Raw genomic sequence first — 19,627 nt, forward strand, 5'->3', positions numbered from 1 at the left:
AAACAACATGACGCCACCCCAACCTGAGCCATAACAAAAACAATACGGCCGGGCGAGATAACAGCACCAATAACAATAACAGGCTTACATCTCACGACTTGCTGGCGCTAAGAAAAATAAGCGCAGCCAATAAAAACAACATATAGCAAGTGCCCAAAACGGACGCGACGTACACCAGGTGATCTGCACACCAATAAAAATAACAGCAGTGAGTGTGTACACCCCCGGAACCAACAACAATACGCCGGGGAAGAAAAGTTCGCGGTTGGATTATTGTTTTGAATACGAGGCGGTCGGAAACGCCTACCGACTGCGGTGCGTATTCAGGGCGATGTGCCATCATGAAGAAAAACAGCAGCATGGACGCTGATTAAATCCTTTACAGGGGAGGCTCCCTTAGCCTCCCCTTTCCGCGTTTAAAAACTTGAGCGCCCGTAAACCCACAAGCGAGACTTTGCAAGCGTAAAGGGGTCGGCTACACTCAGCCACTTACTGCTTACTTCACGGCCACTTTTTAGATACCCTGCGAGTCGATATCGCCGCATGTTCAAAGGATTTACCCGTTTCTTACATAATCAGGAAGAGCAAGTGAAAACGCTGCTCGATCCCCAGGAGAGTGTAGCCACTCTCAGCCCTCGTATTATCCCCCGGTCCGAGCACCCCGTTTCTCGCCAGCACATTAGCGACGCCGCATTAAAGGTCCTTTACCGTCTTAACGGTGCAGGCTTTGAGGCTTATCTGGTGGGCGGCTGTATTCGCGATGCGTTGCTTGGCAAAATGCCCAAGGATTTTGACGTGGCTACCAACGCCACGCCTGAGCAAGTGCGCGACCTGTTTCGCAACTCGCGCCTGATCGGTCGGCGCTTTCGTATTGTTCATGTCCGCTTTGGCCGTGAAGTCATCGAAGTCACCACCTTCCGGGGCAAGCCCCAGGATGAGCATGGCGAAAATATCGCCCACCAGTCTGATGCTGGCCTGCTGCTGCGTGATAACGTTTGGGGTAGCATTGAAGAAGACGCTGTTCGGCGTGACTTTACCGTCAACGCGCTGTACTACAACATCGCTGACTTCAGCCTGCATGATTTTGCCAACGGTGCGCGCGATATTGAATCGCGCACGCTGCGCCTGATCGGCGACCCGGCCACGCGCTATCGGGAAGACCCGGTACGTATGCTGCGCGCCGTTCGCTTTGCGGCCAAGCTCGACTTCACTATTGAGCCTGCCACCGAAGCGCCGATGTACGATCTTGCGCCGCTACTGCTGCAAATTCCGCCAGCGCGGCTGTTTGACGAAGTGCTCAAGATGTTCATGTCCGGCCACGGGCTTGCCACCTTCCGCCTGCTCAGCCACTACGGACTGTTCGGCATGCTCTTCCCCGAAGCGGAAGAGGCCATGGCGGATGCGGCATGGGCTGAAAAACTGATTGAATTCGCCCTGGCCAATACCGACAAGCGCATCGCCGAAGATCGCCCGGTCACGCCGGCGTTCCTGCTTGCCGCCTTCTTGTGGGCGCCGGTTGCCCAGCGCCAGGCTGAACTTGAGAGCGAAGGCATGCCCGCCATCCCCGCCCTGCAGACAGCCGCTCAGGAAGTCGTTTCGCGCCAGCTGGAGCATACGTCGATTCCCAAGCGCTTTGGCATGCCCATGCGTGATATCTGGGAGCTTCAGACCCGCCTGCCATTACGGCGCGGCAAGCGAGCCTTCCAGACCCGTGAACATCCGCGTTTCAGGGCCGCTTATGATCTGCTGCTTTTGCGTGAGCAGGCGGGCGAAATACCGCGTGGTTTAGGCGACTGGTGGACAGCCTTCCAGCAGGGCGATGAGCATGAGCAGCGTCGCTTGCTTCAAAAAGTAGGTGCCGACCCGGCAAGCCAGGGCGACCGTCGGCGCAAACGGCGTCGCAAGCCGTCGCGCAGCTCAGAATAGTAAACCAGGCAATGTGCCCGAACAGAGAGAGCATGACAACGTTATCGCTTGCATATATTGGCCTGGGCAGCAATCTGGAGAACCCGATCACCCAAGTGCGGCAGGCTATTTCCGAACTTGCCACCCTGCCGCTTAGCCAAATGCACGGCACCTCTTCGCTGTATGCAAGCCGCCCGGTAGGCCCTCAGGATCAGCCGGATTTTATCAACGCGGTAGTCGCGCTCAAGACACAGCTCTCGCCGCTTGCCCTGCTCGACCAGCTTCAGGGTCTGGAACAGCGTCATCGGCGCCAGCGCGAGCGCCCCTGGGGCCCGCGTACGCTCGATCTCGACCTGCTGCTATATGGCCAGGAGGCGATTTCCCACCCGCGTTTAAGCGTCCCCCACCCGCATATGCAGGCCCGCGCCTTTGTGCTCGCCCCGCTTGCCGAGCTTGACGCATCGCTCACCCTTAACCAGCAGCCCTTGAGCCACTGGCTCGGCCAGATTCCCGACCCCGGTATTCAGCGTTTAGTCGAAGATGGTCCTGGCTAGGCGGCTTTGCGCCTATTGGAGTCTCGACAGGCAGCGCTTGAACGGGTAACAATCACGCTCCGTATTGTATTCGTGATATCAACAATGGCCGGCTGCCTATGATGGCTCTTTCGCCCAGGCGGCAAGCCTTGCGGGTATTGAGGTGCTGCTGGCCAGTGATTCGCTGGGCATGGTGCTTCAAGGCCACGCCAGCACCCTGCCCGTTACCGTTGAAGATATCTGATATCACACTCACTGCGCGGCGCGGCAAGGATAACAGCCTGCTGATGGTTGATCTGCCGTTCAACGGTCATGCCACAACAACGTGAAACCACTATGCGCACCTTGCGAGATATTACTGACCTGCGTAGCACCCTAGGCGAATACCGAAAGCGCGACCAGCGGATTGCGCTGGTGCCCACCATGGGCAATCTGCATGCCGGACATTTAGCTCTGGTCACGAAAGCCCGGCAGCATGCGGATATCGTGGTGACAAGCCTGTTCGTCAATCCCATGCAGTTCGGGCCCAATGAGGACCTGGACGCTTACCCGCGCACCTTTGCGGAAGACCAGGCAAAACTCATTGACGCTGGCTGCCACGTGCTGTTTGCCCCGACCAATGCAGCGCTTTACCCCAACGGGCTCTCCACGCAAACCCGCGTGCATGTTCCCAAGGTGAGCGAAGGACTTTGCGGCGGCGCTCGCCCCGGTCACTTTGACGGTGTGTCTACCGTCGTTACCCTGCTGTTCAACTTGGTGCAGCCAGACGTGGCCTGCTTTGGTGAAAAGGATTATCAGCAGCTCGCCGTTATTCGCAAATTCGTTCGCGACCTGCACATGCCCATCGAGATTATTGGCGTGCCCATTGTACGTGCTGAGGATGGGTTGGCGCTTTCCTCGCGAAACGGTTACCTAAACGCCGCTGAACGGGCTACAGCGCCGGCCCTGTACCGCATCTTATGCACGCTGCGTGATGCACTCGAGCAGGGTGAACCCATTGAAGCCGTACTGCACCAGGGGCACCAGGACCTTACAGCGGCTGGCTTTATACCGGACTACCTGGAGCTTCGGGACACGCACTTAAACCCCGTCAGCGCCGTAACACTTGATGCCGTCCTGCTGGCAGCCGCCAAGCTGGGTCCGACCCGGCTGCTCGACAACCTAAGCGTACGACTGCCTTTACAATCAACTACGTCTCACCAGTAGGCAGCCTGTGCTGCTCAGGAGTTGTTATGCATACCATCATGCTCAAAGCCAAGCTGCATATGGCGCGCGTTACTCACGCTGTACTCGATTATGAAGGTTCCTGCGCCATTGACGGTGATCTACTGGACATGGCGGGCATTCGGGAAAACGAGCAGATCCAGATCTATAACGTGGAGAACGGCGAGCGCTTTACCACCTATGCGATTCGCGGCGAGGAAGGCTCTCGGCTGATTTCCATCAACAGTGCAGCGGCTCATCTGGCCGCCCCCAGCCACCGGATTATTATCTGTAGCTACGCTCACTACTCTGAAGCCGAGCTTGAGCAGCACCGACCGGCACTGGTGTATTTGCAGGAAGGCAACTACATCAGCCATACCAGCCACGCCATTCCGGTGCAGCTGGCCTAAATCGTGTACGTATGAAAACGGGCTATTACGGCCCGTTTTTTTATTTGCGTCCAAAAGCGTATTGCCGCAATGCACAGCCATCCCCTATGCTGAATAGCACGGCTGACATAAAAGATAGATAGCGTACGTACAACCTATAGCAATAACAGGCTATCTAGCTTACTCACTCCAGGAGTCCTCTCATGCAAGAAGTAGTCATTGTTGCGGCTCGCCGCACCGCGATTGGCGCATTTGGTGGTTCACTTGCAGACGTTCCGGCAAGCGATCTTGGCGCTTTGGTCATCAAGGAGATTCTCGCCTCCACCGGCGTTTCCCCAGACCAGGTTGATGAAGTATTGCTGGGCCAGGTACTGACGGCAGGCGTTGGCCAAAACCCAGCGCGCCAGGCGGCTATCAAAGCGGGCCTGCCAGCCAGCGTACCTGCCATGACGATCAACAAAGTGTGTGGCTCGGGCCTTAAAGCCGTACACCTGGCCACCCAAGCTATCCGTTGCGGCGATGCCGAGCTGATTCTGGCCGGTGGCCAGGAAAACATGTCTGCATCACCCCACGTACTGCCCCATTCGCGCACCGGCCAGCGCATGGGCGACTGGAAAGCCATCGACACCATGGTTCACGACGGCCTGTGGGATGCGTTCAACGATTACCATATGGGCATCACCGCCGAGAACCTTGCCGAAAAATACGGTATTACCCGCGAACAGATGGACGAGTTTGCCGCTCAGTCGCAGCACAATGCGGCCAAGGCCATTAAGGAAGGCAAGTTCAAGAGCCAGATCGTTCCGGTCGAAATTCCCCAGCGTAAAGGCGACCCTATCGTCTTTGATACCGATGAAAATCCACGCGAAGTGACCGCTGAAAAGCTTGCTGGCATGAAGCCAGCGTTCAAGAAAGACGGCACCGTTACCGCCGGTAACGCTTCATCGCTCAACGATGGCGCGGCGGTGGTCATGATCTGTTCGGCCGCAAAAGCCAAAGAACTAGGCCTTGAACCGCTGGCCCGGATTGCCGCTTACGCCAATGCAGGCGTTGATCCGGCAATCATGGGCATTGGCCCGGCACCGGCCACGCGCCGCTGTCTGGAAAGGGCCGGCTGGAGTCTGGACGATCTGGACCTCGCTGAAGCCAATGAAGCCTTTGCCGCCCAGGCGCTTTCAGTTAACAAGGATCTTGGCTGGGATACCTCAAGGGTCAACGTCAACGGCGGCGCGATTGCCTTTGGCCACCCGATTGGCGCCTCGGGCTGCCGCGTGCTGGTATCACTTCTTCATGAAATGATTGCCCGCGATGCCAAAAAAGGCCTCGCCACGCTGTGTATTGGCGGTGGTCAGGGCGTTGCACTGGCAATTGAGCGCCCTTGAGCGCTCGCTTTAACTGTTAAAGCAAATGCCCCTGTCACTGGACTGGGGCATTTTTTTATTACTGTCATCTAGCGATGTTTCATACCCACAATACGCGACGGCGTTCGCCATACCAGCAAGGCGCCCAGCAGGAACAGCAGCGATGCCGACCACATGGTGACCGGCAGGCTGGTGGCATCGACGACTCGACCGCCTACCATGGCGCCCAAACCAATGGAGAGGTTGAATACAAAGGCCATCAGCGCCGTGGCGGCTTCCGTGTTTGGCGCGGTGCGCAGAATCCAGGTCTGAATACTTACCGAGACGCTGCCGAATACCGCCCCCCACATCATTAACATCAATACACCGCTAGTGGGCTGCACACCCAAAAACGGAAACGCGGCGACCACAACCAGCAGCAGGCTGGGGATAGCCAGCACCGCCCGGTAAGGATGGCGCGCAGCAAACATGCCTGCCGCAATATTTCCAATGATTCCCGCCGCCCCATAAAGCAGCAGTAGACTGCCCACGTGGCGCTGGGCCACGCCGCTGATGTCTTGCAGGATGGGACTGATAAAGGTGTACGCCGCAAAGTGACCGACCACCACAAAACCCGTGACCAACACGGCCACTCGCACACCGCGATTGCCAAACTGCTGGGCCAGCACCTTTAAACGCACCGGTTCTCTGGGCGGCAGGGGCGGCAGCCAGCACCACAGGGCTAGTGCGGTCAACAGGCTGAAACCGCCCAATGCCCCAAAGGCGACCCGCCAGTTGCTAAGATCGCCTAGCAGGGTGCCCAAGGGTACGCCCAGCACCGAAGCCGCCGCCACGCCGCCGAAAATGATCGTCATGGCCTTGGCAACTTTATCTTCAGGCACCAAGCGCGGAGCGATACTGCCCGCCACGGCCCAGTAGCCACCGATGCTGATACCTACCAGCACCCGCGCCGCCAACAGCAATATAAAGCTGCTCGCAAACGCCGAAAGCACGCTGCCAATCACCATCACGCCCATCAGCAACGTCAGCATGACCCGTCTATCCATACGGCCTACCGCCACTGGCAACAGTGGCGCCGAAAAAGCCGCCACCACGCCGGGCACCGTCACCATCAAACCGGCGACCCCGGGAGTAACATCCATTGACGAGGCCACTTGAGAAAGTAGCCCGATTGGCAACTGCTCAGCAGTTACCAATAAAAAAATGCCGATCATTATGGCCACCACCGCCCACCAGCGTGGTGCCTGTTCCTTCTCCATACCCTCTCCCTTCTACCCCAACGCTCTTTGAACCAAACTTTCTTTCAACCAAACAACGCCGCCCCCGCAGCCAGGGGCTACGGGGGCGGCATAGAGAACCCAGCGTTGGTTTAGTCCGCGGTGTTCTCGTTTTCAGCGGCAAACGCCGCCTTCTCTTCTTCGGTGATCTCTTTAATCGAGAGCTTCACGCGGTTGCGGTTATCGATATCGAGCACCTTCACCACCACGTCATCGCCTTCGTTCAGGAAATCGCGCACGTTATTCACACGCTCGGCAACGATCTGTGAAATATGCACGAGACCATCGGTGCCCGGCATGATATTCACAAAGGCGCCGAAGTCGGCGATACGCACTACTTTACCCTGATAAAGCTTGCCGATTTCCGCTTCGGCGGTAATCGCCAGTACGGTATCGATAGCTTTCTTGGCGGCCGCCTTGTCTTCGGCGTAGATGCGTACGGTGCCGTCGTCGTCGAGATCGATAGACGCGCCGGTGTCTTCGCAGATCTTGCGAATGGTGGCGCCGCCCTTACCGATAACGTCGCGGATCTTTTCCGGGTCGATCTTGATCGTCGCCATGGAAGGCGCATTCTCGGAGACGTCGGTACGGCTCTGGCTGATAACCACGTTCATCTGCTCAAGAATACCCAGACGCGCTTTGTGGGCCTGCTGAAGCGCGGTCTCCATGATTTCTTCGTTGATGCCTTCGATCTTGATGTCCATCTGCAGGGCGGTCACACCCTCTTCTGAACCGGCAACTTTAAAGTCCATATCGCCAAGATGATCTTCATCACCCAGAATATCGGTCAGTACCGCATAGCCGTCTTCGTCTTTTACCAGGCCCATAGCGATACCGGCAACCGGCGCTTTCAGTGGTACACCCGCATCCATCAGCGCAAGCGAAGAGCCACATACCGACGCCATGGAGCTTGAGCCGTTGGATTCGGTAATTTCCGACACCACGCGAATGGTGTAGGGGAAAGCTTCTTCAGACGGCAGCATGGCCTGAATACCACGACGTGCCAAACGGCCATGGCCGATTTCGCGACGCTTCGGGCCACCCATAAAGCCCGCTTCACCTACCGAGTAAGGAGGGAAGTTGTAGTGCAGCATAAAGCGGTCTTTACGCTCGCCTTCCAGCGACTCGATCAGCTGAGAGTCGCGCAGGGTACCCAGCGTTGCCACTGCAATCGCCTGGGTTTCACCGCGGGTGAAGACGGCCGAGCCGTGGGTTTTGGGTAGAACGCCCACTTCGATCGCCAGCGGACGCACGGTAAAGTTGTCGCGGCCGTCTATGCGCGGCTCGCCTTTTACAACGCGTGAACGTACAACGCGCTTCTCAAGGCTGGCAAAGGCACCTTTTACTTCATCTTTGCTGAACTTGTCGTTAACCGGCTCGCCGTCAACGGCTGCAAGCTGCTCAATCGCCTGATCTTTCAGGGCTGACAGGGCATCTTGGCGCTGCATTTTATCGGTGATGCGATAGGCATCGCCCACCTGAGTCTCAAACGCGCCCGCGATGGCGGTTTTCAGCGCCACGTTTTCAGGGGCAGGTTGCCAATCCCAACGTGGTTTGCCGGCTTCGGCAACCAGTTCTTTAATGGCGCTAACCGCCACCTGCATTTCCTGGTGGCCAAACAGCACGGCGCCCAGCATTTCGTCTTCCAGAAGCTCTTTGGCTTCGGACTCGACCATCAGCACGGCGTTTTCAGTACCGGCGACGACCATGTCCAGCTCAGAAGTAGCCAGCTCTTCAACGGTCGGGTTAAGGAAGTAACCCTGTTCTTCATTGAAGCCAACGCGCGCAGCACCGATCGGGCCGTTGAACGGCACGCCGGAAATGCTGAGTGCAGCTGAAGTACCCAGCATCGCGGCAATATCCGGATCATGGTTACGGTCGGTAGACAGAACGGTACAGATGACCTGCACTTCGTTCATAAAGCCTTTGGGGAACAGCGGGCGGATCGGACGATCGATCAGACGCGAGGTCAGCGTTTCTTTCTCGGTCGGACGCCCTTCACGCTTAAAGAAGCCGCCAGGAATTTTACCTACCGCGTAGGTTTTTTCCTGATAGTGAACCGAGAGCGGGAAAAAGGGTTGGCTGGGGTTAGCTTCTTTGCGAGCAACCACTGTACACAGCACAACGGTTTCGTCCATGGTGACCATAACGGCACCGGTGGCCTGGCGAGCGATACGCCCGGTTTCTAGCGTGACGGTGCTACGACCGTATTGGAACGTTTTTTTTACCGGATTCACGGCGACTTCCTTTAACATGAATATCTACTTGTCTATTCGCTTGGGTCGTTTTGACTCGCCACTATTCTAGGCGCTGTGGCGCGTTACGGCTACCAGAAACAAAAAAACGGGCAGCTCCCAGGGAGCTGCCCGTTTCGACCCACAATAGAAAAGCGTAATTTCGCGAAGCGAAATGCGCCTTTCTTAGCGACGCAGACCGAGGCGCTGAATCAGCGACTGGTAGCGATCGAAATCTTTACGCTTCAGGTAGTCCAGCAGTTTACGACGCTGGTTTACCATGCGAATCAGACCACGACGAGAGTGGTGATCCTGCTTGTTGGTCTTGAAGTGGTCCTGCAGGCCATTGATGTTGGCGCTCAGCAGTGCAACCTGTACTTCAGGGGAACCGGTATCGTTATCGCCGCGGCCGTATTCGTTGACGATCTCGGCCTTCTTCTCAGCGGTTAAAGCCATCTGTCTCTCCAGTAAGCAATATGCCTAAAAATGAATGGGTGAGACCACGCATATTTGCAGTCTCAGGCGACTCTTTTCGACGTACAATTTTCGCGCAAATCGCCACGTCCTTGCAACGGTTTTACGAGATAGCGACGGTACTTAACAGTCGCTTGGGTGCTACTTCCTGAGCACTTTTTACAACGCCAAGGCCGATAAACGTCTCGGCGTAATAAAGTCTTGCTAATGCATCGGGGGCCAGCGTACCAATGGTCAAGTTGGCCGATTGACCATGGGCTAAGCGCCCATAAGCCGTTTCGTCCACCTCAAGCGTTGGCAGGTGATCCACCAGCACATCAGCGGGCATTAATTCAGCCTCCCGCGAGGCCTGATCAGCCAATGCTTCAAGCGCTTCTAGCGTCCACATCGCGTCACCCGTAAAAGGCCCGGTTTTGAGTCTGCGTAGCTGACTGATGTGAGCACCACACCCCAGCGCCAAACCGATATCTTCGGCCAGCGTGCGGATGTAAGTCCCCTTGCTGCAGGTGACTTCAAGCTCAAATGCCGTGCCGTCAAACGCAAGCAGGCGCGCATCATACACGCTTACCCGCCGCGCTGCACGCTCTACCTGCTTACCCTCACGGGCCAGCTCATACAGCTTTTTGCCCTGATGCTTTAGCGCCGAATACATCGGCGGCACCTGATCGATCTCACCGCGAAAGCGCGCAATAGCAGCTTCAATATCATCCGTTGTTAACGACGGCACTTCGCGGCGCTCAATCACCGTGCCTTCCGCATCACCGGTGTCGGTGATCACACCCAGCTCAACACGGGTGCGATACATCTTGTCGGCTTCCAGCAGGTGCGCGGAGAACTTGGTGGCCTCCCCCAAGCAAATCGGCAATAAGCCGGTTGCCATGGGATCCAGCGTGCCGGTATGCCCGGCTTTTTGGGCCTCGAACAAACGACGCACACGCTGCAGGGCATGGTTGCTGGAAATGCCCTTGGGCTTATCCAGCAGCAATACCCCATTGACCGGTAAACCGCGACGGCGACGGGCCATTAGCGCGCCTCCTCACCTTGATCAGGATCGCTCTCTTCGTCAGCTTGACGAGCCCGGTCAGTCGACACGGCCTCTTCAATCAGGGAAGAGAGGTGCTGCCCACGCACCACACTCTCATCGTAATGAAAGCGTAGTTCAGGGACATGGCGTAGCTGAATACGTTTGGCAATCTGGCTTCTTAGAAAACCGGCAGCGCGCTTGAGCACCTGAAGGTTCTCCTTGATACGCTCGGGCTCCTGTTCACCCAGCAGGGTGACATAGATATCGGCGTAGCCAAGATCACGGCTAACGGTCGCGCCGCTCACCGTGATCATGCCCAAACGCGGGTCTTTGACTTCGCGCTGAATAAGTACCGCCAGCTCCTTTTGGAGCTGGTCGGCTACTCGGTCGGTACGCTTAAATTCGCGCATGGTTGTCTCCTCGCGGCCTTACAGGCTGCGCTCGACTTTGACTTGATCGAAGACTTCGATCTTATCGCCGACCTGGACATCGTTGTAGTTCTTCACACCGATGCCACACTCAACGCCATTACGTACTTCTTGGACGTCGTCTTTATAGCGGCGCAGCGACTCAAGTTCACCTTCGTAGATGACCACGTTATCACGCAGTACACGGATGCGTTTGCTACGGAACACAGAACCTTCGACGACCATACAGCCAGCCACTGCCCCGATCTTCGGCGCACGGAACACGTCACGTACTTCGGCAACACCCACGATCTCTTCTTTCCACTCGGGGGCGAGCATACCGCTCATCGCCTGCTTGACCTCATCGATCAAGTGGTAAATGACGCTGTAGTAACGCAGATCCAGGCCTTCGCGCTCGATAATCTCGCGGGCAGCGGCGTCGGCACGGACGTTAAAGCCGACCACGATTGCCTCAGAGGCAAGCGCCAGGTTGGCGTCAGTACCGGTGATACCGCCGACACCTGAAGAGACCACTGCCACTTGTACTTCATCAGTGGAGAGTTCTTCCAGAGCGCCTTTGATCGCTTCCAGCGAGCCTTGTACGTCGGCTTTCAGAACGATGTTGACCTTGGCCACTTCGTCCTGGCCCATCTGGCTGAACATGTTCTCAAGCTTGGCTTTCTGCTGACGTGCCAGGCGTACTTCGCGGTATTTGCCTTGACGGAAGTTAGCCACTTCACGGGCTTTCTTCTCGTCGGCAACTACCATGAAGTCGTCACCGGCATCCGGCGTGCCGTCCAGGCCCTGAATCTCTACGGGCATGGCGGGACCGACGTTCTCAACCTGTTGACCAAGTTCGTTGGTCAGCGCACGTACACGGCCGTAATGCAGGCCTGCTAGAACGATGTCGCCTTTCTTCAGGGTACCGTTTTGAACCAGTACGGTAGCTACCGGGCCACGGCCTCGATCAAGACGCGACTCAACGACAACGCCTTTACCCGGCGCAGACGGTACCGCTTTAAGCTCAAGCACTTCAGAGACCAGCTGGATCGCTTCCAGCAGTTCTTCAATGCCTTCACCGGTCTTGGCGGAAACGTGAACAAACTGGGTATCACCGCCCCACTCTTCGGAAATCACGCCATGCTGCGAGAGTTCGTTACGAATACGGTCAAAATCAGCGCCCTGTTTATCAATCTTGTTCACCGCAACGACCATAGGTACTTCGGCCGCTTTGGAGTGCTCGATCGCCTCAACCGTTTGTGGCATTACGCCGTCATCGGCCGCCACGACCAGGATAACCACGTCGGTTGCCTTGGCACCACGGGCACGCATGGCGGTAAACGCCGCGTGACCTGGGGTATCTAGGAAGGTCACACCACCGTGATCGTCCTCAACGTGATAAGCACCGATATGCTGAGTAATACCACCCGCTTCGCCGGTAGCTACTTTGGCGCGACGAATGTAATCAAGCAGCGAGGTCTTACCATGGTCAACGTGACCCATTACGGTAACAACCGGTGAACGGGTGATCTCTTCGCCTTCGTAGGAGATGCCTTCGAGCATTTCCGTTTCCAGCGCGTCATCTTTAACCAGCTTGACCTTGTGACCCATCTCTTCCGCCACGATCGCTGCAGTATCTTGATCGATGGTTTGGTTGATGGTCACGGCCGCGCCCATGTTAAACATGGCCTTGATCACTTCGTTGGCCTTGATCGACATTTTGTCAGCCAGATCAGCAACGCTGATCGACTCAGGGATCGAGACTTCACGCACGATCGGCTGGGTCGGCTTCTGGAAGCCATGCTTGCCGTTGCCGCTCTGGCTTGCACCACCGCGACGGCCGCCACGACGCTCGGCACGTTTTACTTTCTTCGCGCCACCGCCACGCTTACGCTCTTCGCGATCGCCACGATCATCATCGTCGTCACGACCTTTCTTCTTCGCAGCAGCCTTCTTGGGCGGCGCGGTACGACGGTCGGTACGGCCTTCTTTCGGCGGCGCCGGCGGCATATCTTCAGCCGGTGCTTCGTCGCTAATCTCAAGCTGGGGCACTTCAATTTTAGGCGTAGCCTTAGGCTCAGCGACGGCTTTGGCTTCAGCCTCTTTACGCGCTGCGTCTTCAGCTGCCTTGGCTTTCGCGGCCGCGGCTTTTTCTTCAGCATCACGCGCATCGCGAGCCTTACGCTCGGCTTCAGCTTCTGCCATATCGCCAACTAGCTGGCGCGGGCCAGAATGCTTGGGCTCGGCGGCTTTCGGCTTGTTCTCTTCGGCGCTTTTAACGTACGTCTTTTTCTTACGTACCTGCACTTCGATCGTTTTACCGCGCTCGCCGGTTTTGATGCGGCTGCGTGTCTTACGCGTCAGCGTAATGCGGTTCTTGGCTGGATCGCTTTCAGTACCACCATGGCTTTTCTTCAAAAAGCTGAGCAGTTTCTGCTTGTCTTCTTCAGACACGGCATCGCCTTCCGAGGCATGCTTCAAACCGGCTTCTTTCATCTGTTCCAATAGGCGGGGCACATCACGGCCCACCTTTACTGCAAAATCTTTAACTGTCATATCTGACATAATGATCCTCCTCAGCCCGTGACCTGTTTACTGTGTGTTCGAATCCGATGCGTCATCTTCTTCGAACCAGGGCGCACGGGCAGTCATGATCAGTGCCGCTGCGCGCGCTTCGTCCAACTCCTCGATATCGACCAGATCGTCGACAGACTGTTCGGCGAGATCTTCCATAGTGACAATGCCGCGGCTGGCCAGAATGAAGGCCAGATGGCGCTCCATACCGTCCATTTCCAGCAGATCAGCCGCTGGCTGGGCACCGTCTAATGCTTCTTCCGAGGCAATGGCCATCGTCAGCAGCTCGTCTTTGGCACGTGCACGCAGCTCTTCAACCAGTTCTTCATCGAACTCTTCGATTTCGAGCATCTCTTCCAGCGGCACGTAGGCTACTTCTTCAAGCGTGGTAAACCCTTCTTCCACCAGCAGGCGGGCGACATCGTCGTCCACACCCAGGTGCTGGACAAAGGAATCCACCAGGCTATCAATTTCCTGCTCGCGCTTGGATTCAGCTTCCTCTTCGGTCATGACGTTGATACGCCAGCCGGTGAGTTCTGAAGCCAGGCGTACGTTCTGACCACTACGGCCAATCGCCTGAGCCAGGTTGTCCTGGGCCACGGCAACGTCCATCGCATGGGCGTCTTCGTCAACCAGGATAGACCCAACATCGGCAGGTGCCATGGCGTTAATCACCAACTGAGCGGGGTTGTCGTCCCACAGCACGATATCTACACGCTCGTTTTGCAGCTCGGATGAGACTGCCTGAACGCGTGAACCGCGCATCCCCACACACGCTCCTACCGGGTCGATGCGACGATCATTGGTCTTGACGGCAATCTTGGCTCGCGAACCTGGGTCGCGAGCAGCACCCTTGATTTCAATCAGCTGTTCAGCGATTTCAGGCACTTCAATTTTAAACAGTTCAATAATCAGCGCCGGGTTGGTACGCGACAGCTGGAGCTGGGCGCCACGGGCATCCGGGTCGACTTTGACCAGCAGCGCGCGAACCCGCTCATTCATGCGGTAGCGCTCACCGTGAATCATCTCATTGCGCGGCAGGAACGCTTCGGCATTCTCGCCCAGGTCAATGATCAAACCGTCACGGGTGGTCTTCTTGACGATACCGGCCACCAGCTCGCCTTCACGGTCGGCGTACTGGCGCACCACTTCAGCACGCTCGGCTTCACGCACTTTCTGTACGATGACCTGCTTGGCCGTTTGCGCTGCAATACGCCCGAACATCGCGTTTTCGATCTGCTTTTCGACAACGTCGCCCAGTTTCAAAGGCGGATCGCGCTGCTCGGCGATGGTTTCCTTGATTTCGTAATCTGGCGTTTCGAATTCGTCATCTTCCACTACGGTCCAGTAGCGGAAAGTGTCGTATTCCCCCGTGCGACGGTCGATATGTACCCGCACGTTGGCTTCTTCATTTTCAAAACGCTTGCGTGACGCGCTCGCAAGAGCGGCTTCTACCGCCTCAAAGATGACATCCCGGGGAACGCCTTTCTCATTGGAGATCGCGTCAACGACCATTAAAATTTCTTTACTCATGCGTTTGCCTCGCCAGAAAACCTGTCCTTTTGTGCATCACCCCGGCAGCCTGCCGGCAGCGCCGCTACCCGGTTAATCGTCGAACTGCGGTACGATGTGCGCTGAATCAATGCTTTCAATGGGAAAGCAGTACTCCTCGCCATCCATTTGTAGCAGTACTTCATCGCCTTCGATACCTGCCAAAAGCCCTTGGTACTTACGCCGACCGTCAAATGCCACGCGCAGTTTCAGCGCGACATGGTGGCCTTGGTAACGGGTGAATTGGTCCAGGGTATACAAGGGGCGCGCCATACCGGGCGAAGAAACTTCTAACCGGTATTCGCCGGGAATGGGGTCTTCCACGTCCATCACGGCACTGACTTGGCGGCTAATATCAGCGCAGTCTTCCACGCTGACACCACTTTCGCGCTCAATATAAATTACCAGCCGCGATTGCTTGCCCTGGGAAAGATGGTCGATACCCCACAGTTCAAAGCCCATGGCGGCTACGACAGGTTCAATTAGCGCATGAAGCGCCGCGTGTTTTGTGGCCACAGACAAAGCTCCTACAGCCGTTGCGTCAGGCACCTGGCCGGGAGTCTTAAGAAAAGCTAGGTGGCTGATTGGCGTTACCCGGAAATGTGTCTCCGGCAACTCGGACGATATCCGCTCTGAGACACTCTTGTTAACAAAAAGCTTGCTAACAAAAAGCCCCTTCACAGGAAGGGGCTTTTCATAAGAAACCTGTAATACCATCTTAGCAACACAGCGCAGGCTTCCCTACTTGACGATTTACCTTTAACGACATCTCATCAATGTGATTTGTCAGGCTAGCCGCCTATCTAACGTGCTACCAGAAAATGGTAGCGGGGACCGGATTTGAACCGATGACCTTCGGGTTATGAGCCCGACGAGCTACCAGACTGCTCCACCCCGCATCAATCTAGGTCGACGATAATAGACACTTGAACCACTTACGTCAAGCTATCTTTTCGTCTCAGGTGCCAAACCTGGTTTTCTCTGACAAACGTTCTTTGACAAAGAACTCTGGGAAGCTGGCGAGCCAGCAAAACAGATGGTGCCGAAGGCGGGACTTGAACCCGCACGACCATACGGTCACTACCCCCTCAAGATAGCGTGTCTACCAATTCCACCACTTCGGCATCAGGGGAGGCTAAAGAAAGCGATATCAAACAATTACTCGCTACTTTCCTCTAGCACTGGCGCGGTATTATCCACACTTGCAGGACTGTCGTCAAGCGTTGGAACATTTTGCTGCTGCTCGATCAGGCGCGGATCAGGAATACCTGCTTCCGGTGCCTGACCTGCTTGCGTTGCGAAGTATGCCAGCGCCATGGAAGTAACAAAAAATCCTGCCGCCAGAATGCCGGTAGTCCGCGACAAGAAGTTGCCGCTGCCGCGCGAGCCAAATACCGTTTGTGAGGCACCGCCTCCGAAAGAGGCGCCTGCATCAGCACCTTTACCCTGCTGGAGCAGGATCAATACCACCAGGGCGACCGCAATCACCACATGGACCATAAGAATTGCAACTTGCATGGCGTTATCCTGCTGACTGACAAATGGCGTAGAAATCGTCGGTTTTGAGCGAAGCACCACCCACCAAACCGCCGTCGATATCCGGCTGGGCAAGGAGCTCAGCCGCATTTTTAGCATTCATACTGCCGCCGTAGAGCAGAGTGAGCTGCTCAGCAAGCGCCGTATTGAATCCTGCCTGATAGGTCCGAATACCGGCCATTACTTCCTGCGCCTGCTCAGGCGTTGCCGTGCGCCCGGTACCGATGGCCCATACAGGTTCATAGGCAATCACTACCTGCTGACGCTGATCCGGGTCCAGACGGGACATGGCGTAGCCAACCTGGCGTAGCACCACATCCATGGTTTGGCCGGCGTCGCGTTCGGCAAGTGATTCACCTACGCAGAGAATCGGCTTAAGCCCTACGCTGAGGGCGGCCAACAGGCGATCAAACACCTGCTCGTCACTTTCACGGTATAGCTCGCGGCGCTCGGAATGACCTACCAACACGTAGGTTACCTCAAGCTCTTTGAGCATACGGCCGCTGACTTCTCCGGTATGCGCCCCTGAGTCGATCGGATTGAGCGTCTGCGCGCCTAGCTGAAGCGGCGTATTGTGGAACGCCTGACGGGCCGCATCCAGATAGGGAAAAGGCGGAATCACCACAACATCTACAGCCTCGGGCAGCGTCACATCAGCAAACGCGCTGCCAAAGTCGTTAATCAGTGCCGTGGAGCCATTCATTTTCCAGTTACCGGCAATCAATCGCGTACGCATCAGCTCTCCTCACTCAAGGTGGAGCGAAATGGTATAGGAGCGGCCCTGCCAAGACAACCGCTGACAAGCACAGTCGTGTTATTCGAGCAAGGCCTGAACACGTTCAGCCAGCTCATTAGCCAGCTGGTCAACGTTCATATGCTCGGCTCCTTCCACCATCACCCGAATCAAGGGTTCGGTACCTGAAGGACGTAACAGCACCCGCCCCTGGTCGCCCAGCTTCTCCTCAAGCGCGGCAACGGCTTCTTCCAGCGCGCTTGAAGCCATGACATCACTCGCCTTGGTGCCTGCGGGTAGGCGCACGTTAACCAGCGCCTGAGGCGTCTTCTCAAGGCCCTGAAGCAATAGCGGCAGGGATTTCTGCTCACGCATCATCAGTGCCAACACCTGCAGGGCAGCAACAATCCCGTCACCGGTGGTTTGCACATGGCTGCAAACGATATGCCCAGAGGCCTCGCCGCCCAGCTCCCAACCGTTCTCGGCCATCATCTCCATGACAAAGCGGTCCCCCACCTTGGCACGTTTGAAGGGAATGCCCAGCTTTTCAAGCGCCACGGCAAGGCCAAAGTTGCTCATCAAAGTGCCCACTACGCCGCCTTCCAACAGACCACGCTCAAAGCGGTCGCGGGCGATGAGATAGAGAATATCGTCGCCATCCACCTCGCGTCCGTCACCATCCACCAGCAGGACGCGGTCACCGTCACCATCAAATGCAATTCCCAGGTCAGCGCCCTGATGGATCACCGACGCACGCAGGGACGCCGGGTGAGTCGAGCCGACATGATGATTGATATTCAGGCCATCGGGGGAGGCACCAATCACACTGACTTCTGCCCCCAGCTCGCGGAAAACGCTTGGTGCAATGTGGTAGGTTGCGCCATGGGCACAATCCAGCACCACCTTCAAACCATGCAGACTCAAGCGATCCGGCAACGTCGATTTACAAAACTCGATGTAACGCCCGGCCGCATCGTCAATGCGTGCGGCCTTGCCGAGCTGCGCCGCTTCGGCGGTGGTAAGCGGCGCATCCAGCATCGCTTCGATACGGTCTTCCATTTCATCAGGAAGTTTCTTGCCTTCTGACGAGAAGAACTTAATGCCGTTATCGTCAAACGGATTGTGCGAGGCCGAAATCACGATCCCTGCATCAGCCCGGAAGGTGCGGGTCAGATACGCGATCCCCGGTGTCGGCATGGGACCGAGAAGCGAAACATCAACACCTGCCGCAGACAGTCCGGCCTCAAGCGCTGACTCAAACATATAACCTGAAATACGCGTATCCTTACCGATCAGCACCCGCGTCCGGCCCTTTTCGCGCCGCAACACCTGACCGGCCGCCCAACCGAGTTTGAGCATGAAATCGGCGGTAATAGGCGATTGCCCGACCGTACCGCGAATACCGTCGGTACCAAAATAGCGTCGTGTCATAACTGTTTTTCCTCATTCAAAGGCATTTCACAACCCTCCTGCAGCACCGCCCATGCCATATTGACAGCATCTACCGTTGGCCCCACATCGTGTACACGCAAGATTCTAGCGCCACGTTCAACGGCCATGGCGGAGAGCGCAAGCCCCCCCGCCAAACGCTCCTCAACCGGCCTTCCCAGCACCTTGCCGATCATGCTTTTGCGCGACATTCCGACAAGCAGCGGTAGCCCAAGCGATTGTAGTGAGTCCATGTATTTCAGCAGGCGCAGGTTATGCTCAACGGTTTTGCCAAAACCAAATCCTGGGTCCAGCAGCAGGCGATTGCGGCGCAGCCCTGCCGCTTCACATTCCGCCACCCGCTTTACCAGGTACGCCGCCACCGCCTGCTCTACTGGCTGATCATAGGTCGGCGACTGCTGCATGTCCTGCGGCTCTCCCTGACGGTGCATCAAGCATACCGGCAAACCGCTGCCAAGCGCCGCCATCAAGGCACCCTCCCGCTCCAGGGCACGCACATCGTTCAGCATGCCTGCTCCTAACGCGCCGGCCTCACGCATCACCAAAGGACTACTGGTATCCACTGACACCAGCGCATCCAGTTCACGCACCAACGCTTCCACCACGGGGGCCACGCGATCAAGCTCTTCTTGTTCGCTCAGCGGGACGGCGCCGGGGCGCGTGGACTCTCCGCCCACATCGATGATGGCAGCACCTTCGGACAGCATGCGCTCAGCGTGGCGCAACGCATCATCCAAAGCGACATGACGGCCACCATCAGAAAACGAGTCTGGCGTAACGTTTAGAATACCCATTACCCGTGGGAAGGAGAGATCCAGCAGATGGCGCCCGCAGCGCATGTTCACATTATCATTCATTGCCTGAGACTTAGGAGGGTCGATTATTGATTTCATGCTGACGCCTATAAAAAAGAAGCAGCGCTATGGTTGACCACAGGATAACAAAAAAGGCGCCCCATGATGGGGCGCCTTGATGAG

General features: G+C 56.7%; 17 protein-coding genes, 2 tRNA genes and 1 pseudogene. 6 read left to right on the forward strand and 14 right to left on the reverse strand.

The window, feature by feature from the left end; translation table 11 throughout:
* Positions 1-543 precede the first annotated feature (543 nt).
* From pcnB to ELY25_RS01765, 6 genes and pseudogenes are all read left to right on the forward strand, one after another.
* Complete coding sequence (pcnB, locus tag ELY25_RS01740) at positions 544-1,926, forward strand: polynucleotide adenylyltransferase PcnB (protein ID WP_126949594.1); 1,383 nt, start codon at positions 544-546, stop codon at positions 1,924-1,926.
* 32 nt (positions 1,927-1,958) lie between these two features.
* Entirely contained in the window at positions 1,959-2,459 is a 501-nt protein-coding gene (gene folK, locus ELY25_RS01745; RefSeq protein ID WP_126949595.1) for a 2-amino-4-hydroxy-6-hydroxymethyldihydropteridine diphosphokinase, read from the forward strand.
* Between the two features lie 94 nt (positions 2,460-2,553).
* Positions 2,554-2,761, forward strand: a pseudogene (locus ELY25_RS01750) (3-methyl-2-oxobutanoate hydroxymethyltransferase); the annotation flags it as partial.
* A gap of 13 nt (positions 2,762-2,774) precedes the next feature.
* A complete protein-coding gene (panC, locus tag ELY25_RS01755) occupies positions 2,775-3,644 on the forward strand; it encodes a pantoate--beta-alanine ligase (RefSeq protein WP_126949596.1) in 870 nt (289 codons plus the stop codon).
* 26 nt (positions 3,645-3,670) lie between these two features.
* Positions 3,671-4,051 carry an aspartate 1-decarboxylase gene (gene panD, locus ELY25_RS01760; protein WP_126949597.1) on the forward strand — a complete coding sequence of 127 codons (381 nt, stop codon included), beginning with the start codon at positions 3,671-3,673 and terminating at the stop codon, positions 4,049-4,051.
* Positions 4,052-4,233: 182 nt separating this feature from the next.
* The gene (locus tag ELY25_RS01765) at positions 4,234-5,412 is read left to right on the forward strand and encodes an acetyl-CoA C-acetyltransferase (RefSeq protein ID WP_126949598.1); all 1,179 of its coding nucleotides are present in this window, start codon (positions 4,234-4,236) and stop codon (positions 5,410-5,412) included.
* Between the two features lie 68 nt (positions 5,413-5,480).
* On the opposite strand, the gene ELY25_RS01770 is transcribed toward ELY25_RS01765, so the two are convergent.
* From ELY25_RS01770 to folP, 14 genes are all read right to left on the reverse strand, one after another.
* On the reverse strand, positions 5,481-6,650 hold the full coding sequence (locus ELY25_RS01770; protein ID WP_126949599.1) for an MFS transporter: 1,170 nt from the start codon (positions 6,648-6,650) through the stop codon (positions 5,481-5,483).
* 110 nt (positions 6,651-6,760) lie between these two features.
* On the reverse strand, positions 6,761-8,923 hold the full coding sequence (gene pnp, locus ELY25_RS01775) for a polyribonucleotide nucleotidyltransferase (protein ID WP_126949600.1): 2,163 nt from the start codon (positions 8,921-8,923) through the stop codon (positions 6,761-6,763).
* A 165-nt stretch (positions 8,924-9,088) separates the two neighbouring features.
* Positions 9,089-9,358 carry a 30S ribosomal protein S15 gene (gene rpsO, locus ELY25_RS01780; RefSeq protein WP_126949601.1) on the reverse strand — a complete coding sequence of 90 codons (270 nt, stop codon included), beginning with the start codon at positions 9,356-9,358 and terminating at the stop codon, positions 9,089-9,091.
* Between the two features lie 121 nt (positions 9,359-9,479).
* On the reverse strand, positions 9,480-10,400 hold the full coding sequence (truB, locus tag ELY25_RS01785; protein WP_126949602.1) for a tRNA pseudouridine(55) synthase TruB: 921 nt from the start codon (positions 10,398-10,400) through the stop codon (positions 9,480-9,482).
* Positions 10,400-10,810 carry a 30S ribosome-binding factor RbfA gene (rbfA, locus tag ELY25_RS01790; RefSeq protein ID WP_126949603.1) on the reverse strand — a complete coding sequence of 137 codons (411 nt, stop codon included), beginning with the start codon at positions 10,808-10,810 and terminating at the stop codon, positions 10,400-10,402. Before rbfA ends, truB begins: the two co-directional genes overlap by 1 nt.
* Before the next feature lie 18 nt (positions 10,811-10,828).
* The gene (gene infB / locus ELY25_RS01795) at positions 10,829-13,372 is read right to left on the reverse strand and encodes a translation initiation factor IF-2 (protein ID WP_126949604.1); all 2,544 of its coding nucleotides are present in this window, start codon (positions 13,370-13,372) and stop codon (positions 10,829-10,831) included.
* A 27-nt stretch (positions 13,373-13,399) separates the two neighbouring features.
* Entirely contained in the window at positions 13,400-14,914 is a 1,515-nt protein-coding gene (gene nusA / locus ELY25_RS01800) for a transcription termination factor NusA (protein WP_126949605.1), read from the reverse strand.
* A 72-nt stretch (positions 14,915-14,986) separates the two neighbouring features.
* Positions 14,987-15,448 carry a ribosome maturation factor RimP gene (rimP, locus tag ELY25_RS01805; RefSeq protein ID WP_126949606.1) on the reverse strand — a complete coding sequence of 154 codons (462 nt, stop codon included), beginning with the start codon at positions 15,446-15,448 and terminating at the stop codon, positions 14,987-14,989.
* A gap of 306 nt (positions 15,449-15,754) precedes the next feature.
* Positions 15,755-15,831: transfer RNA gene (locus ELY25_RS01810), tRNA-Met, on the reverse strand.
* Between the two features lie 138 nt (positions 15,832-15,969).
* Positions 15,970-16,056: transfer RNA gene (locus ELY25_RS01815), tRNA-Leu, on the reverse strand.
* 34 nt (positions 16,057-16,090) lie between these two features.
* Positions 16,091-16,450, reverse strand: coding sequence for a preprotein translocase subunit SecG (gene secG / locus ELY25_RS01820; RefSeq protein ID WP_126949607.1), 360 nt, complete (start codon positions 16,448-16,450; stop codon positions 16,091-16,093).
* A 4-nt stretch (positions 16,451-16,454) separates the two neighbouring features.
* Positions 16,455-17,204, reverse strand: coding sequence for a triose-phosphate isomerase (tpiA, locus tag ELY25_RS01825; RefSeq protein WP_126949608.1), 750 nt, complete (start codon positions 17,202-17,204; stop codon positions 16,455-16,457).
* A 78-nt stretch (positions 17,205-17,282) separates the two neighbouring features.
* Positions 17,283-18,632, reverse strand: a complete 1,350-nt coding sequence (gene glmM / locus ELY25_RS01830) for a phosphoglucosamine mutase (protein ID WP_126949609.1) — start codon at positions 18,630-18,632, stop codon at positions 17,283-17,285.
* Positions 18,629-19,543 carry a dihydropteroate synthase gene (folP, locus tag ELY25_RS01835; RefSeq protein ID WP_422822364.1) on the reverse strand — a complete coding sequence of 305 codons (915 nt, stop codon included), beginning with the start codon at positions 19,541-19,543 and terminating at the stop codon, positions 18,629-18,631. The genes glmM and folP overlap by 4 nt, the downstream gene beginning before the upstream one ends.
* Positions 19,544-19,627 lie beyond the last annotated feature (84 nt).

Origin of the sequence: Vreelandella populi, from assembly GCF_003989825.1 — a bacterium.
GTDB lineage: Bacteria > Pseudomonadota > Gammaproteobacteria > Pseudomonadales > Halomonadaceae > Vreelandella > Vreelandella populi.

What these genes read in the sequence shown, in the direction of transcription:
- pnp (WP_126949600.1), bottom strand. Translation starts at nt 8,923, where the DNA reads ATGTTAAAGGAAGTCGCCGTGAATCCGGTAAAAAAAACGTTCCAATAC.
- ELY25_RS01770 (WP_126949599.1), bottom strand. Translation starts at nt 6,650, where the DNA reads ATGGAGAAGGAACAGGCACCACGCTGGTGGGCGGTGGTGGCCATAATG.
- infB (WP_126949604.1), bottom strand. Translation starts at nt 13,372, where the DNA reads ATGTCAGATATGACAGTTAAAGATTTTGCAGTAAAGGTGGGCCGTGAT.
- tpiA (WP_126949608.1), bottom strand. Translation starts at nt 17,204, where the DNA reads ATGCGTACGCGATTGATTGCCGGTAACTGGAAAATGAATGGCTCCACG.
- panC (WP_126949596.1), top strand. Translation starts at nt 2,775, where the DNA reads ATGCGCACCTTGCGAGATATTACTGACCTGCGTAGCACCCTAGGCGAA.
- glmM (WP_126949609.1), bottom strand. Translation starts at nt 18,632, where the DNA reads ATGACACGACGCTATTTTGGTACCGACGGTATTCGCGGTACGGTCGGG.
- rbfA (WP_126949603.1), bottom strand. Translation starts at nt 10,810, where the DNA reads ATGCGCGAATTTAAGCGTACCGACCGAGTAGCCGACCAGCTCCAAAAG.
- panD (WP_126949597.1), top strand. Translation starts at nt 3,671, where the DNA reads ATGCATACCATCATGCTCAAAGCCAAGCTGCATATGGCGCGCGTTACT.
- nusA (WP_126949605.1), bottom strand. Translation starts at nt 14,914, where the DNA reads ATGAGTAAAGAAATTTTAATGGTCGTTGACGCGATCTCCAATGAGAAA.
- truB (WP_126949602.1), bottom strand. Translation starts at nt 10,400, where the DNA reads ATGGCCCGTCGCCGTCGCGGTTTACCGGTCAATGGGGTATTGCTGCTG.
- pcnB (WP_126949594.1), top strand. Translation starts at nt 544, where the DNA reads ATGTTCAAAGGATTTACCCGTTTCTTACATAATCAGGAAGAGCAAGTG.
- rpsO (WP_126949601.1), bottom strand. Translation starts at nt 9,358, where the DNA reads ATGGCTTTAACCGCTGAGAAGAAGGCCGAGATCGTCAACGAATACGGC.
- folP (WP_422822364.1), bottom strand. Translation starts at nt 19,543, where the DNA reads ATGAAATCAATAATCGACCCTCCTAAGTCTCAGGCAATGAATGATAAT.
- ELY25_RS01765 (WP_126949598.1), top strand. Translation starts at nt 4,234, where the DNA reads ATGCAAGAAGTAGTCATTGTTGCGGCTCGCCGCACCGCGATTGGCGCA.
- folK (WP_126949595.1), top strand. Translation starts at nt 1,959, where the DNA reads ATGACAACGTTATCGCTTGCATATATTGGCCTGGGCAGCAATCTGGAG.
- secG (WP_126949607.1), bottom strand. Translation starts at nt 16,450, where the DNA reads ATGCAAGTTGCAATTCTTATGGTCCATGTGGTGATTGCGGTCGCCCTG.